This window comes from Bradyrhizobium sp. Ai1a-2 (assembly GCF_000426245.1).
Classification (GTDB): domain Bacteria; phylum Pseudomonadota; class Alphaproteobacteria; order Rhizobiales; family Xanthobacteraceae; genus Bradyrhizobium.
Genome location: NZ_AUEZ01000048.1, coordinates 19011 through 32529 on the forward strand (window position 1 = coordinate 19011; position 13519 = coordinate 32529).

Genomic DNA, 13519 nt, shown 5'->3' on the forward strand with positions numbered 1-13519 from the left:
AAGCTAGCTCCGCAGCCCCGGTGCTTCCTGGCCGGTGCGGGCGACGTATTCGGTGTAGCCACCGCCATATTGGTGGATACCGTCCGGCGTCAGTTCCAGAACGCGGTTGGAGAGCGCGGCGAGAAAATGCCGGTCGTGCGAGACGAACAGCATCGTGCCTTCAAACTCCGACAGCGCGTTGATCAGCATCTCCTTGGTGGCGAGATCGAGGTGGTTGGTCGGCTCGTCCAGCACCAGGAAGTTCGGCGGGTCGTAGAGCATCTTCGCCATCACCAGCCGCGCCCTCTCGCCGCCCGACAGCACTCGGCACCTTTTCTCGACATCGTCGCCGGAGAATCCGAAGCAGCCGGCGAGCGCGCGCAGCGAGCCCTGCCCCGCCTGCGGAAACGCATCCTCGAGCGACTGAAACACGGTACGCTCGCCGTCAAGCAGATCCATCGCGTGCTGCGCGAAATAGCCCATCTTGACGCTGCCGCCGAGCACGACCGTACCGTTGTCCGGCTCAGTCGAGCCGGCGACAAGCTTCAACAATGTCGACTTTCCGGCGCCATTGATGCCCATCACGCACCAGCGCTCGCGCCGGCGGATCATGAAGTCCAGTCCTTCATAGATCCGCTTGCTGCCATAGCCCTTGTCGACGTTCTTCAGCGCGACCACGTCTTCGCCGGAGCGCGGCGCCTGCTGGAATTCGAACGCCACCGTTTGGCGGCGTCTCGGAGGCTCGACCCGCTCGATCTTGTCGAGCTTCTTGACGCGGCTCTGCACCTGGGCCGCGTGGGAGGCGCGCGCCTTGAAGCGCTCGATGAACTTGATCTCCTTCGCCAGCATCGCCTGCTGGCGCTCGAACTGCGCCTGCTGCTGCTTGTCGGCCATCGCGCGCTGCTGTTCATAGAACTCGTAATCGCCGGAGTAAGTGGTGAGCGCACCGCCGTCGATCTCGATCACCTTGCCGATCACCCGATTGATGAACGCGCGATCGTGCGATGTCATCAATAGCGCGCCCTCGTACCCTCTGAGGAATTGCTCGAGCCAGATCAGGCTTTCGAGGTCGAGATGGTTGCTCGGCTCGTCCAGCAGCATCACATCCGGACGCATCAGCAGGATGCGCGCCAGCGCAACCCGCATCTTCCAACCGCCTGAGAGCGCGCCGACGTCGCCCTCCATCATCTCCTGGCTGAAACCAAGGCCGGCCAGGGCCTCGCGCGCCCGCCCCTCGAGCGCGTAGCCGTCGAGCTCCTCGAAGCGTCCCTGCACCTCGCCATAGCGCGCGATGACGTCGTCCATCTCGTCGGCGCGATCAGGATCGGCCATCGCAGCCTCGAGCTCCTTCAGCTCGGCCGCGACGATGCTGACGGGACCTGCGCCGTCCATCACCTCGGCGACCGCGCTGCGGCCGGACATCTCGCCGACATCCTGGCTGAAATGGCCGATGGTAATGCCGCGATCGACCGCCACCTGCCCTTCATCGGGTACGTCCTGGCCAGCGATCATCCGGAACAGCGTCGACTTGCCCGCGCCGTTCGGCCCGACGAGGCCGATCTTTTCACCCCGGTTGAGCGCTGCGGAGGCTTCGATGAAGAGGATTTGGTGGCCGGCCTGCTTGCTGACGTTATCGAGACGGATCATTGTGCTATCTGGTGGGACATCCTTGCGGGGCGCTCTTAGTCGATTTCGCCCGCCAGCGCAAAGATGTTACGCCACCCGCACCAGATTCAGCGCGAATTCCCCTCTGGCTAGTGGCGCTTGAAATATTGCACGTCGCGCTCGTGCTTTTCGGCCGCGGCGCGAGCGGCGTTTGCCGGTCTTCGGATTGACCTTCCGCGAATAGAGGCGGTATTCGCCGGATCGTAGCTTGCGGATCATGGTCGGGTCTCCTTTGCCCGACCAACCGCGGTGCGCGACCTCGGTTCCGTCACGGCTTGCGCTGCGGCGGAAATAGCTGGTTGCCAAATGGCTGCGGACCGGTGGGAACACGGATGGCGATGAAGTTTCGGCCCATCGACGTGTGACAGGAATTGCAGCCTTCGGTCAGATTGGCATAAGCCTTCGCAAATTTGCGGCCATCCTTCGCGGCGATCGCGTCGGACACCGACTGCAACGGATCCTTCAGCGTGGTGACATTGCTGACCGGGATGCCGGAATACATCATGGCAGCCCCCGCAAGGGTGGACTCGAGCTGGCCCAGTTCATAGGCCGCAAGCTCCCAATTCTGGGCGGTGGCGGCCAACCACAATTTCTGATGTTGCTGTTGTGCGGCGCTCATGATGTCGCCAAGCCGTGGGATATATTGGTCGCTCGGGGAAGGCCGTTTCAGGTCCGACTGCGCCATCGCCAACGTTATCGATGCCGTCGACAGGAGCAGAGCCACCACCACAGCGTGCCGTTTCATCGCAAACTCCATTCATCCCGCGGCAGCGACCGCGCAGAACATTGCTTTGCTTGCAGCGTAGCGAAGAGAGTGGTGGGAGTCTTGCGCTTGATCAAAGCCGCTTGCGGAACGGAGCCGTTCTCCCGCCGGACGAAACAACGTATTCCGCATTGAGTGCGTGCTGCTAGAAGCAGAGATTCGTCACGACGTTGCCGCGCTTGTCCTTGATCGTCATCGGACATCGCGCCCGCTCCAGCGCCTTCTTGGCGTCCTCGTCGCCGAGAGCTGCGGCGCGCTCGTAATAGGCTTTCGCGGCATCCGAATCCTTCGGACCGCCGCGGCCGGATTGCGCGAAGGCGCCCATCCGCTCCAGCGCGCCCGCATGATTTTGCGCCGCTGCCTTCTCGAACAGCGCGCGGGCCGCGACGTCGTCCTTCTCGCCGCCGGTGCCTTCGGAAAGCATCATGCCGAGCTGATATTGCGCCTCTGGGTTGGTCTCGGCGGCCTTCGCAAGCAATTCGCGGGCGCGCGCCGGATCGGCTGCCGAGGAGCCGCCCAGCGCGGCCAGATTGGTGACGCCGCGCGGATTGCCGGCCTGCGCGGCGCGCTCGAACAATTTGCGCGCCTGCGCCTCGTCTTTCGCGACGCCCGCGCCGGTACCGTAGAGCACGCCGAGCTCGACCATCGCCGAGGTCGAGCCCTTGTCTGCCGCCTTGCGCCAGGCCGCGACCGCTTCCGCCGTTTGCCGATTGGCCGCATAAGCGCGCCCAAGCTGATACATCGCCCGGCGCGAGGATTTCGCGGCGACAGCGCAGTATTTGATCGCGGTCGCAATGTCGGCCGAAGCGAGCTCCGGCACGCCCTTGACGTCGGCGGGCTTGTCGGGATCGGAGGGATCGGCCGCAAGCCGATCGCACAGCACGAGGTCGGCCGATTGCGCATGGGCATGGCCCGGCGCCGCGATCAGAATGATTGCAACGAGGGCGGCTGAATAAGTTTGCTTGATCATGGCCGGCAAGTTGCGTCCAAGGGCCGGCAAATTCAAGGCTCAAGTCCTGACTCGCGCAGCACCGGCGCGACCTCTGCGGAAGCGAGATAGCGCAGCAGCGGGGCGGCCTTCTCCGAGCCGGTCATGCAGCCGGCGGAGAACACCGCCGGCGTCTGCAATTCATGCGGAATTGGTCCGACGACCTCGATGCCCGCAACCTGCTTCAATTCACTGATCTGCTGTACGGCGAGATCGGCCTCATCGGTGATGAGCCGTTCCGCGGTGAAGCCGGACGGGATAATGGTTGCGCGCGCGTTGACCTCGGCCGCGATGCCTAAGCGCTCGATCAGTTGCGCAAAGAGAATGCCGCTGGCGCCGATCCTCGAATAAGCCACCGAGCGCGCGCCGAGGAGCGTCGCGCGCAACGCCGCCTCGCTGGCGATGTCGGGATGAATGGCTCCGCCCTTCACGGCGATGCCGACATAGGAGCGCGCGAGATCGACGCAACTCTCCGCCGCCACGCATCCTTCTCGCACGAGCTCGGCGAGCCCTTCTTGCGTCAGGATAAGGATGTCGGCGCCCTCGCCGCGCCTGATCCGGTCGAGCAGCGCCAGCGTCGGCGCGAAGTCGGCGTCGATCCGCACGCCGCTGGAGGCCTCATACTGTCCGGCAAGATTGGCAACGGCGCCTTTCAGCGCCAATGTGGAGAGCAGACGAATGGTGTCGGGCATTGCGTTTACAGGCGGCGCATCAGCTTCAGCACCGCCGCCAATCGCAGGCTGCGTTTGCCGGCGAGCGCAGTTGCTTCCAGCACCGCTCCCTCTTCATCACAGGTGCCGGAAAAGCCGATACCCACTTCGTGGCCGCCGAAGATCGGATTCTCACCCTTGGCCGGCGTGTGCTCCTGGTTGAGGATCTGGCCTTTCCAGCGGCCATTCTCCGAGAAGTAGGTGCCGAGATAATAGAAGCACGCGTCACCGCCGACGATGCGACCGTCCTTGAGCAGCATCACGCCGGTCAGGCCGCCTGAGACGCCATCCAGCAGGCGGAGATGGATGGAATAGAGGCCGTTGGCGATCCCGTCCTCACCGACGCCGCCGGCGATCGGGATTTCCTGTTCCTCAATCGGCGTCAACACTGCCTGAAAAGGAACGCCCGGCACCTCCTGCAACCCTCCCTCGACGCGATAGGCGTCGCCATCGGGCCGCCCCCGCGCCACCAGCGTCGCATCGTCGGTGCCGGCCATGGCGGGATAGTTGGGATCCGGATTGTGGCGCACGGTCCTGACCACGACCGAGACCTGATCGCCGCTTTCCTCATAGGTGCCGATATGGGCGAAGGCCGAGTTGCCGCCGAGCATCTTGCCGTCGCGCGCATACATCACGCTGCGGCCGACCGCATCGTTGAGCTGAAACCTGACCTTGTAGAAGCCTCCGAAACCCACTTCGGTCCCCGGCCTGCGCGCGTCTGGACCAAGTGTAGCGCGCTTTCGACGAGGTCGATACCAGCTTGTGCTGAACAAAGCGTGTCGATGGTTCGGAAGCGCAACGAGTCCAATCTCATTAAAATGCGAAAGTCCGCCAAAGCGCGCAGCTCTGGCGGACTTGATTGCGACCCCGGGCGCCCCCAGCCCGGGTCGAGATCGTCTTAGGCCGCAGCCTTCTTGCCGGTCGGGACCTGAGAGACGGTCTTCAGGATCTGCGAAGCGATCTGGTAGGGGTCGCCCTGGGAGTTCGGACGTCGGTCTTCCAGATAGCCCTTGTAGCCGTTGTTCACGAAAGAATGCGGAACGCGGATCGAAGCGCCGCGGTCGGCCACGCCGTAAGAGAAGGTATCGATCGAAGCCGTCTCGTGCTTGCCGGTCAGGCGCATGTGGTTGTCCGGACCGTAGACCGCGATGTGGTCAGCGCGATTGGCCTTGAAGGCTTCCATCAGCGCCTCGAAGTACTCCTTGCCGCCGGCTTCGCGCATGTACTGGGTCGAGAAGTTGGCGTGCATGCCGGAGCCGTTCCAATCGGTATCGCCGAGCGGCTTGCAGTGGAACTCGATGTCGATGCCATAGCTCTCGGTGAGGCGCAGCATCAGGTAGCGTGCCATCCACATCTGGTCAGCAGCGGTCTTGGAGCCCTTGCCGAAGATCTGGAATTCCCACTGGCCCTTCGCCACTTCGGCATTGATGCCTTCGTGGTTGATGCCGGCGGCGAGGCAGAGGTCGAGATGCTCTTCCACGATCTTGCGGGCGACATCGCCGACGTTCTTGTAGCCGACGCCCGTGTAGTACGGACCCTGCGGCGCCGGATAGCCGGCGGTCGGGAAGCCCAGCGGACGGCCGTCCTTGTAGAAGAAATATTCCTGCTCGAACCCGAACCAGGCACCAGCGTCGTCGAGGATGGTGGCGCGCTTGTTGGACGGATGCGGGGTGACGCCATCGGGCATCATGACTTCGCACATCACGAGCGCGCCGTTGGTGCGCGCGGCGTCCGGATAGACGGCAACCGGCTTCAGTACGCAATCGGAGCTGTGGCCTTCGGCCTGCATGGTGGAGGAGCCATCGAAGCCCCAGAGCGGAAGCTGCTCGAGCGTCGGGAACGACGCGAATTCCTTGATCTGAGTCTTGCCGCGCAAGTTCGGTGTCGGCGTATACCCGTCGAGCCAAATATACTCGAGCTTGTACTTGGTCATTGAGCCTCTCTGTTGATGATGCAAAACGCGAGGGGCCGAAAAGCCAGTCGGTCTTGCCCCACGCGTACCCGGCCACCATAGGCCGAGCATTTAGCAAGCAATTTGAATGCCAATCGCTGCAGTGCGGGAGCGAGCCTCTGTGGAAAAGTCCAGACGGCGCGACGCCATTTTGGCTGCGACATAGAAGCGCGTCTGGCATGCGTGTCAGGCGGCCAAACGAGACTGGGAAGGCACCGCCAGCGCCTGATTCTCCGGCAATTCCGGCTAGGTACCCACTGTCCGATTAAAACCTTGGCACGCCCAGGCAGTATTCGTTGGATGCGTTGCGCCGCGTTCGCAACCTTCGGCGCGGCTCACGAGTTAGCCACCTGCTGAGTGCCTCACACGAAGCAAAGCCGAAATTGCCTACAGAATGATCATCTAGTGACTTTTTTTGATCATCTTGCATCCGAGCCGGGCACGGCTGATATCGCAAGTCCGAGTAACCACACGAGAACGAGTCGGGCGCACCATGGAGGATCGCGGCTCCGATCAGAGGAGAGAATCATATGAATTCGGGTTTGAATCAGGGATCTGCCAAGATCTACCAATTCCCGGTCGGCGGCCGGGCCTCTATCGCGGGACGCCGCTACGGTGAGACCAGGTCGGCGCTCGAGATTGCCGCATCGCAGGTGAACAAGGCCGATTGCAGCGGTAGCTGGTACCACGAAGCGGCTATCGAGGAATCCAAACCGGCGCGTGACCACTAATGCCATGCAGATATTGGATCGCCTCCCGACGGAAATGTCGGGGATCGGTAGTTTAGAAAAGGGTCGAAACGAGCGCGTTTCGGCCCTTTTTCATGCCAGCTCGCAGGCCGTGGTGGGCCGCTTGGCATGCTTGAGCGTGGCGAGACCGGCCTTGGTGATCCTCAGCGTAACGCCGCTGCCGGAGTAGCGCGAGCCTGACAGCGTCAGCCGCTTCAACAGCGTCACCGCCTTGCCGTCGAGCTGCAGATGGGCGCGCGAATCGTACTGGAAAAATCCGACGATGAACTGCGTGCCGTCGGCACAGCGATAATTCTGGAATCTGCTCTGGGCCGACGCCTGCGCCCTGCCGGCGAGGGTTCCCGCCACCAAGATCACCGCGAAAATCGCTACCTGCCGATGATTCATGCTTCGCCCCCGGAGCTGGCTTGAGTATAGACGAGCGCGGGATGCGCACCATCTCTTATCCGGTCATCTGTGTGCCGCAGAAGGTTGCTTAAGTCAGCCGATGACAGACTCCCTTGCCCGACACTTCAATCTCGCCGGCGCCAGCAATTTCCGTGACCTCGGCGGCTACCCCACGCGCGACGGCCGCAGCATCCGCTGGCGCCAGCTCTTTCGCTCCAACCATCTCGGCCGGCTCACCGACGATGATGTCGCGGTGGTCCGCGGCCTCGGCGTCCGCAGCGCCTTCGATTTCCGTGGACGCGAAGAGCGCGCGGAGGGCCTGTGCGGCATGGCCGATATCACCGTGCATTCGCTGCCGGTCGAACCGACGGTGATCGCCGCGCTGCGCGCCATCGCCGCCAGCGGCAGTCCGCCGACAGAGAACGACGCCATCGAAGTAATGCGAGATTCCTACCGCAGCTATGTGCAGGAGAACACGCCGCGCTTTCGCACGCTGTTTGCACATTTGTTGGAGGACCGCGCGCCGCTCGTCATGCATTGCAGCGCCGGCAAGGACCGCACCGGCTTCGCCTGCGCGCTGATCCTGCACACGCTCGGCGTTCCCGATGAAGTGATCTCCGAGGACTATCTGCTGACCAACCGCTTCTATCGGCGCGATCCCTCCGTGACCAGCGACCTGCCTGACGTTGTCCTGCAGGTGATCGGCACGGTGCGGGCGGCGTTCCTGGCCACCTCGTTCGAGGCCATCAGCGCCGATTACGGCAGCCTCGACAATTACATCCGCGATGGCCTCGGCATCGGCGGGGCAGAGCGCGCGCAGCTTGCCGCGCTCTATCTCGAGAAAGTCTAGAGCGTTTTCAAGCGAAGTAGATACCGGTTCGCGTGAAGAAAACGCGTCAAACAAGAAGCGAGAGCTTCGGTTCTGATTGAATCAGAACCGAAGGTCTAAGCAGCCGCTTCCAGCTCGGCATCGAGGTCGGCGATGACTTCCTCGAAGGCCGAGATCGCCTGCTGTACGGCCGCGATCTGCATCAACTCCCAGCCGCCGACCGGACCGGTGCGGTTCTGCAGTGCGACGATCAAGTCCCGCCGCTGCTCCTTAAGCTGAACGAGCGGTAAACCGTGATCGGGTAGGTTTCCCATGGTCTGATCCCCTGCCTTGATGGGACCCAGCTTGTAAGCGAAAGGGTTCTGCAATCGACTTACGGAAGTCGCGCAAATTTTACCGATCAACGGGAAGGCCGTAGCCTTACGTGGATGGCGGGGCTACGGGAGCGTTCCGGATCGCATCGGCAAGCCCCTTGGATACTCGAAGCATGCTCCCATCGCTGTGATGCAATAGGTCATCGTCGGTCGGGTCGAGCATGCGATCGAACCCGATATTATTGTGGATGTGCCAGTGCCGCATCAGCGCCCAGCGGCGAAACATATTCACGCGCGCCTGCCTCGCCACTTCAGCGATCAACGCGACCATGCGCTCTGAAAGCTCAGCTTTCTCATCGCGCAACATCGCGGTGACATATTGCGGATCGATCAGCAGGACGTCCATTTCGTCCGCATGGGCGCGAACCCGTGCTACACCCTCTGCAATCTTCGCCGCGACGTCATTGATGTTGTAGTCGTCCTTGTGGAAGACAGCATTGGTTCCGACTTGCCAAATCACCAGCGACGGCTTTTCGGCAAAGATTTCGGTATCAAATCGGGGTAATTGCTTGTCCGCCTCTTCGCCGCCTCTCCCGCGATTGAGCACGTCAATCATGGGATTGCCGGTCTCGGTCCGCAAATGCATCTCAAGTCGATGTGGATAGGGCACGACGTCTCCCCTGCCCGCAGTCGACGATGATCCCATGGCGACAATCTTGACGGGGCCGCCGGCGCGCAGTGCGGCCGCCAGTCGTGGCAGCGGATATTTGAAGGCGATCAACTGGTCGGGCAACTCGGCATCTGCAAAATTGTCAATCATTTTGGAGCCTCATAAATTGATACTATCTAACGTTGAATGCCCATTTCGCGACGAATTTCGGGGCATTGCAAATGAAATTCTGCTGAGTTTAGTCTGTCCGCCCGGTTAGTGCGGAGCCTGTCTCATGAACGGAAAAGTGATTGTCATCACCGGCGCGTCCGGCGCGCTCGGCAAGGTGGTCGTGGAGGAGGCCCTGGCGCGCGGCGCACGCGTGGCTGGCGTCGATCACGCACCGTCATCGCTTTCGCCGACATCGAACCGGATCGAGTTTGGTAGCGTCGACCTGACCGACGCAGCCCAGGCGAAGAAGGCGATTGACGCCGCCGCGACACATTTCGGCCGGCTCGACGCGCTCATCAACATCGCCGGCGGCTTTGCCTTCGAGACGGTGGCGGACGGAGATCCCGCAACCTGGCAGCGGATGTACGCGCTCAACGTCACGACGGCGCTGAACGCCTCGCGCGCGGCGATCCCGCATCTTCTCGCGTCCCGCGCCGCGCGTATCATCAATATCGGCGCGCTCGGTGCACTGCAGGCCGGCGCCGGCATGGGCGCTTATGCGGCTTCGAAATCCGGCGTGCACCGCCTGACCGAAGCGCTCGCCGCCGAGCACAAGGGCAAGATCACCGTCAACGCCGTGTTGCCTTCGATCATCGACACCGCCGCCAACCGCTCGAGCATGCCGAAGGCGGATGTCTCAAGATGGGTGACGCCAAAGGAACTCGCCGACGTCATCCTGTTCCTCGCCAGCGACGCAGCCAGCACAGTCACCGGCGCGCTGTTGCCGGTGAACGGAAGGGTCTGAGTTCTCTCGCCGTCATCATCCGCGAGAGCGGATGATCCAGTATTCCAGAGTACCGAGTTAGGTCGACGAGCCGTCGCTTACTCGACATCCCGCATATGCGGGATATGACGACGGCTCACGCCTCCACCAGCTTCGTCAGCACCGCCTTGAAGCGGATGCAGCGCTTGCCCGCGAGCGCTGTGGCCTCGGCTTCAGCGCCTTCGGAATCGTAGGTGCCGGAGAAGCCGATGCCGACTTCGTGGCCGCCGAACAGCGGCCGCTCGCCCAGGCTCGGCGTATGCTCGCGATTGACGATCTCGCCCTTCCACCGGCCATTCGCGGCGGTGTAGGCGCCGATGTAATCGAAATACGCATCGCCGCCGCGGATGCGGCCGTCATGCAGCATCATCACGCCGGTATTGCCGCCGTCGAGCCCGTCGAGCATGCGAATGTGGATGGAATAGAGCCCGTTGCCGATGCCGTCGGGTCCGACCCTGCCGGGCGCCGGCGCGTCCTTGTCGTTGATCGGGGTCAGGATCGCCGTGAAGACGATGCCGGGCAAGGCGGCGGTCTCGCCTTCGAAGTGAACCTCGTCGCCTCTGTGCGCACCCTTGAATGTCATGACGACGTTGTCGACCGCGAACATCGGCGCATAGTCCGGATCGTAGTTGTGGCGCGACGTCTTTAACTCGCAAGAGATGATCCCGCCCTCCTCCGTGTAACTGCCGATGAAGGACGAACCGGAGTTGCCTCCATAGAGCTTGCCGGAGGCGGTTGCGAACATCACGCCGCAACCAGTGCCCCGCACCGTCCTGAACGAGAATTTGTACAGTCCCTGCAGCACCCTGGCGCCTGCTTCTCACGCGACAAATACATCATCTCCCGCGCGGGCCGTTTGCTCGCGCAGGCTCACCGATCGCCATTTGATCTAGTCGTCCCGCACGAAGACTAACCGTTTTGCCACCGTCCCGGCAAACGCTTTGCGGTAGACTCATCGAAATTGAGTCGCGGCATTCCGCGGCTGGAGTTTTACGCGTGGAAACCTCGCTCTATCTGCCCGTCAAACGGTTCCTCGAAAAGCTCGGCTTCACGGTGAAGGGCGAGATCGGCGGCTGCGACCTGGTCGCGCTCAACGGCGACGATCCGCCGCTCGTCGTGGTCGGTGAGTTGAAGCTCACCTTCAACCTGGAACTGATCCTGCAGGCGGTCAATCGCGCCGGCGCCTGCGACGAGATCTGGATCGCCGCCAAATTGTCGGCGCGCGGCAAGGGCCGCGAAAGCGATGCGCGCTACCGCAATCTCTGCCGCCGCCTCGGCTTCGGCATGCTGGGAGTGACCAGCGCCGGCGAGGTCGAGGTGCTGGTGAAGCCGCCGACCACGGCGCCGCGCCGCCATCCGAAGAAGCGCTCGCGTCTGGTTGCCGAGCACAATCGCCGCAAGGGCGATCCCGTGATGGGCGGCAGCACACGCTCGCCGATCATGACCGCCTACCGCCAGCAGGCGCTCGCCTGCGCGTCGGCACTCGCGAATGGACCACGGCGCGTGCGCGAGCTCCGGGTCGATATTCCGGACGCCGGCAAGATCCTGCTGCATAATGTTTACGGCTGGTTCGACCGCGCCGAGCGCGGGATTTATTTGCTGACCGACGCAGGCCGTGCCGCGTTGAAACGCTGGCCGCAGCCGCCGGTTGACTCCGCAGCTATCGAAACGGTCTCGATGACGACTGCGTAGCGACGCGCGATTGCGGTGCATAACCGGTAACGATCGCGCGATGAGGCACGCAAACTGGAGAAAGTCTACCGTGCATGGCTGGATTGCCATGTCAATTTCATATTGCAATGCAACAATATGCCGCCTAGGTATCCGGCCCAACGCATGATCCGGAAAAAGTAGCTACCGGCTTTTCCTCGCGACCGACACGAAGGGTTTACGCGGGGATCATGCTCGAACGAAGAAGCAAGCGGACGACGATTCAAGGAACTGTCGTCGCGCTCGCAGCGAGGCCCCGATGAGCGAAGACTGGCAAACGAAATATGGTCCCCGGCGCGTGAGGCGTGACCCGCCGACGCTCGAGGAAGCGATCTTCGCCGCCGTCGGCATCACCGACGACCTCGAGCAGCAGGCCGAGATCGCGTCCGCCTTGATGGGCCTTCCTTACGAGGACGTGCTGGCCGAGGTGAAGAAGACAGCGCGCACCACCGCAAGGTCGGCCACCCGCGTGATCACGGGCGAGCAAGGCGCGCAGCGCGCGGTCGTGGTCGAGCGACGCGTGGTCCGGCGCTTCGGCAACGACAAGCGCACCGGCACCTGAACATCGCGATTGAGGGCGGGGCCAGATAGGCGCGCCGGTCAGGCGGCGCGACCCCAGCCGTACATCTTGAACACCATCTGCCAATAGGCGCGGTTGAGATTGGCGATCGCGCGCGCCGCCTCCAGCGGCGCAACCGCCGCGCGGACTGGTTCCGGCTGGCGGTGCCGAGCGAGATCGATGCTGCCGGTGGACTCGCCGTGGCGGAAGGTCAGCTTCGCTCCAAACTTGCTCGCGAGCGCCCGCATCGCCTGGTTCTGCACGCCCGTGGTGATCCGGAGCGAGCGATAGCCCCTCTCCTGCGCCTCTGTGATCAGCTTGCGGAACAGGATGCTGCCGACGCCCTTGCGGCGCGCGGAGCGCTCCACGCTGAAGGCGGTCTCAGGCTCGCCGTCCGGCGATCGCTCCGGCGGATGCAGTTCGGCCGCGCCGCGCACCGCGCCGTCTTCGAAATAGGCGATGATGACGGTGCCGTCACTGGCGCATTTCTCGGCGTAGCGCTTGATGAAGCCGTCATCCATGAAGCCATGGAAGCGATCATAGCGGCTGGTCCGGTCCAGCCTCAGCAGGTGATCCCGCAGAAGCGGCAATTCCGACTGGCTCAGCGTCCGAACGGTGCCCTCGGCCAGCGTCGAACGGGTAGAATCATAATTCATTCCAAAGCTCCTCGTGGCAGCCCTCGAGGAGGCGTCGAATCCCTAGACGCCCAATATTGTGCGTCGCAGCATGAAATTCAAGTACGTAGATTCACCGAATCTCGCATTTGGATTCACTTGATCTTTCATATTGAATTTATTGGCGAATTTATGAGCCCCTAAAGCACCATCTGGGTCTGCGTCACGATGGCAACCAGCTTGCCGTCCTCGGTTTCCAACCGGGTCTGCCAAACCTGCGTGCGCCGCCCGCGATGGACAGGCGTGGTGGTAGCGATCACCGTGGTCCCCTCCTTGGCGCCGCCGATGAAGTTGGTCTTGCTCTCGATCGTGGTGGTCCCTTTGGCATCCTCTGGCAGATTGATCACGGTCGCCGCCGCCCCGACCGAGTCCGCAAATGCCATCACCGCGCCGCCGTGAATGGTGTGATGCAGCGTGCAGAGCTCCGGCCGCACCAGCATCTTCGCCACCACGCGATCCTGGTCGGCTTCGGTAAAGGTGACGCCCTTCAGTTCCGCAAACGGCATCTTCATTGATTGGATCTTTTCCAGCGGCGTCATGCGTCCTCCCGTTTTGTTGTCGGCGCGGCAGCGGCAGAGAATGGACGGGGCCGGTAAAT

The 13519-nt window shown here is 62.8% G+C and carries 17 protein-coding genes; 5 read left to right on the forward strand and 12 right to left on the reverse strand.

Annotated features, from left to right (window positions below; all coding sequences use genetic code 11):
• Positions 1-3 precede the first annotated feature (3 nt).
• From K288_RS0126725 to K288_RS0126750, 6 genes are all read right to left on the reverse strand, one after another.
• Positions 4-1626: an ABC-F family ATP-binding cassette domain-containing protein gene (locus K288_RS0126725; protein WP_027582333.1), complete on the reverse strand. Its 1623-nt coding sequence runs from the start codon at positions 1624-1626 to the stop codon at positions 4-6.
• A 286-nt stretch (positions 1627-1912) separates the two neighbouring features.
• Positions 1913-2389: a hypothetical protein gene (locus K288_RS0126730; RefSeq protein WP_027582334.1), complete on the reverse strand. Its 477-nt coding sequence runs from the start codon at positions 2387-2389 to the stop codon at positions 1913-1915.
• Positions 2390-2552: 163 nt separating this feature from the next.
• The gene (locus tag K288_RS0126735) at positions 2553-3377 is read right to left on the reverse strand and encodes a tetratricopeptide repeat protein (RefSeq protein ID WP_027582335.1); all 825 of its coding nucleotides are present in this window, start codon (positions 3375-3377) and stop codon (positions 2553-2555) included.
• A gap of 32 nt (positions 3378-3409) precedes the next feature.
• Complete coding sequence (locus K288_RS0126740) at positions 3410-4087, reverse strand: substrate-binding domain-containing protein (RefSeq protein WP_027582336.1); 678 nt, start codon at positions 4085-4087, stop codon at positions 3410-3412.
• Positions 4088-4092: 5 nt separating this feature from the next.
• Positions 4093-4737, reverse strand: coding sequence for a GrlR family regulatory protein (locus tag K288_RS0126745; protein WP_051334741.1), 645 nt, complete (start codon positions 4735-4737; stop codon positions 4093-4095).
• 266 nt (positions 4738-5003) lie between these two features.
• Positions 5004-6038: a glutamine synthetase beta-grasp domain-containing protein gene (locus tag K288_RS0126750; RefSeq protein ID WP_027582338.1), complete on the reverse strand. Its 1035-nt coding sequence runs from the start codon at positions 6036-6038 to the stop codon at positions 5004-5006.
• A gap of 548 nt (positions 6039-6586) precedes the next feature.
• On the opposite strand from K288_RS0126750, the gene K288_RS0126755 reads away from it, so the two are divergent.
• On the forward strand, positions 6587-6787 hold the full coding sequence (locus K288_RS0126755; protein ID WP_027582339.1) for a DUF2735 domain-containing protein: 201 nt from the start codon (positions 6587-6589) through the stop codon (positions 6785-6787).
• Between the two features lie 90 nt (positions 6788-6877).
• Here K288_RS0126755 and K288_RS0126760 read toward each other — a convergent pair whose 3' ends face one another.
• Positions 6878-7192, reverse strand: coding sequence for an MliC family protein (locus K288_RS0126760; protein ID WP_027582340.1), 315 nt, complete (start codon positions 7190-7192; stop codon positions 6878-6880).
• A 100-nt stretch (positions 7193-7292) separates the two neighbouring features.
• On the opposite strand from K288_RS0126760, the gene K288_RS0126765 reads away from it, so the two are divergent.
• Positions 7293-8042 carry a tyrosine-protein phosphatase gene (locus tag K288_RS0126765; RefSeq protein WP_027582341.1) on the forward strand — a complete coding sequence of 250 codons (750 nt, stop codon included), beginning with the start codon at positions 7293-7295 and terminating at the stop codon, positions 8040-8042.
• A gap of 95 nt (positions 8043-8137) precedes the next feature.
• Here the strand turns inward: K288_RS0126765 and K288_RS0126770 are convergent, their stop codons facing one another.
• On the reverse strand, positions 8138-8335 hold the full coding sequence (locus K288_RS0126770) for a hypothetical protein (protein WP_027582342.1): 198 nt from the start codon (positions 8333-8335) through the stop codon (positions 8138-8140).
• A 106-nt stretch (positions 8336-8441) separates the two neighbouring features.
• Positions 8442-9116 carry an SGNH/GDSL hydrolase family protein gene (locus tag K288_RS0126775; RefSeq protein WP_244443264.1) on the reverse strand — a complete coding sequence of 225 codons (675 nt, stop codon included), beginning with the start codon at positions 9114-9116 and terminating at the stop codon, positions 8442-8444.
• A gap of 163 nt (positions 9117-9279) precedes the next feature.
• Between K288_RS0126775 and fabG the strand changes: the two genes are divergently transcribed.
• A complete protein-coding gene (gene fabG / locus K288_RS0126780; protein WP_027582344.1) occupies positions 9280-9960 on the forward strand; it encodes a 3-oxoacyl-ACP reductase FabG in 681 nt (226 codons plus the stop codon).
• A gap of 115 nt (positions 9961-10075) precedes the next feature.
• On the opposite strand, the gene K288_RS0126785 is transcribed toward fabG, so the two are convergent.
• Positions 10076-10783 (reverse strand): hypothetical protein, encoded by a 708-nt coding sequence (locus K288_RS0126785; protein ID WP_027582345.1) that lies wholly within the window; start codon positions 10781-10783, stop codon positions 10076-10078.
• Positions 10784-10974: 191 nt separating this feature from the next.
• Here K288_RS0126785 and K288_RS0126790 point away from each other — a divergent pair, with 191 nt between their 5' ends.
• Complete coding sequence (locus tag K288_RS0126790) at positions 10975-11670, forward strand: DUF2161 family putative PD-(D/E)XK-type phosphodiesterase (RefSeq protein ID WP_027582346.1); 696 nt, start codon at positions 10975-10977, stop codon at positions 11668-11670.
• A gap of 277 nt (positions 11671-11947) precedes the next feature.
• Positions 11948-12250, forward strand: coding sequence for a hypothetical protein (locus K288_RS0126795; protein ID WP_027582347.1), 303 nt, complete (start codon positions 11948-11950; stop codon positions 12248-12250).
• A gap of 38 nt (positions 12251-12288) precedes the next feature.
• On the opposite strand, the gene K288_RS0126800 is transcribed toward K288_RS0126795, so the two are convergent.
• Both K288_RS0126800 and K288_RS0126805 read right to left on the reverse strand, forming a co-directional pair.
• The gene (locus K288_RS0126800) at positions 12289-12903 is read right to left on the reverse strand and encodes a GNAT family N-acetyltransferase (RefSeq protein WP_027582348.1); all 615 of its coding nucleotides are present in this window, start codon (positions 12901-12903) and stop codon (positions 12289-12291) included.
• Positions 12904-13061: 158 nt separating this feature from the next.
• The gene (locus K288_RS0126805; protein ID WP_027582349.1) at positions 13062-13460 is read right to left on the reverse strand and encodes a PaaI family thioesterase; all 399 of its coding nucleotides are present in this window, start codon (positions 13458-13460) and stop codon (positions 13062-13064) included.
• Positions 13461-13519 lie beyond the last annotated feature (59 nt).

Coding starts and splice junctions, on each gene's coding strand:
- K288_RS0126725 (WP_027582333.1), bottom strand. CDS start 1,626: ATGATCCGTCTCGATAACGTCAGCAAGCAGGCCGGCCACCAAATCCTC.
- K288_RS0126730 (WP_027582334.1), bottom strand. CDS start 2,389: ATGAAACGGCACGCTGTGGTGGTGGCTCTGCTCCTGTCGACGGCATCG.
- K288_RS0126735 (WP_027582335.1), bottom strand. CDS start 3,377: ATGATCAAGCAAACTTATTCAGCCGCCCTCGTTGCAATCATTCTGATC.
- K288_RS0126740 (WP_027582336.1), bottom strand. CDS start 4,087: ATGCCCGACACCATTCGTCTGCTCTCCACATTGGCGCTGAAAGGCGCC.
- K288_RS0126745 (WP_051334741.1), bottom strand. CDS start 4,737: ATGTATGCGCGCGACGGCAAGATGCTCGGCGGCAACTCGGCCTTCGCC.
- K288_RS0126750 (WP_027582338.1), bottom strand. CDS start 6,038: ATGACCAAGTACAAGCTCGAGTATATTTGGCTCGACGGGTATACGCCG.
- K288_RS0126755 (WP_027582339.1), top strand. CDS start 6,587: ATGAATTCGGGTTTGAATCAGGGATCTGCCAAGATCTACCAATTCCCG.
- K288_RS0126760 (WP_027582340.1), bottom strand. CDS start 7,192: ATGAATCATCGGCAGGTAGCGATTTTCGCGGTGATCTTGGTGGCGGGA.
- K288_RS0126765 (WP_027582341.1), top strand. CDS start 7,293: ATGACAGACTCCCTTGCCCGACACTTCAATCTCGCCGGCGCCAGCAAT.
- K288_RS0126770 (WP_027582342.1), bottom strand. CDS start 8,335: ATGGGAAACCTACCCGATCACGGTTTACCGCTCGTTCAGCTTAAGGAG.
- fabG (WP_027582344.1), top strand. CDS start 9,280: ATGAACGGAAAAGTGATTGTCATCACCGGCGCGTCCGGCGCGCTCGGC.
- K288_RS0126795 (WP_027582347.1), top strand. CDS start 11,948: ATGAGCGAAGACTGGCAAACGAAATATGGTCCCCGGCGCGTGAGGCGT.
- K288_RS0126800 (WP_027582348.1), bottom strand. CDS start 12,903: ATGAATTATGATTCTACCCGTTCGACGCTGGCCGAGGGCACCGTTCGG.
- K288_RS0126805 (WP_027582349.1), bottom strand. CDS start 13,460: ATGACGCCGCTGGAAAAGATCCAATCAATGAAGATGCCGTTTGCGGAA.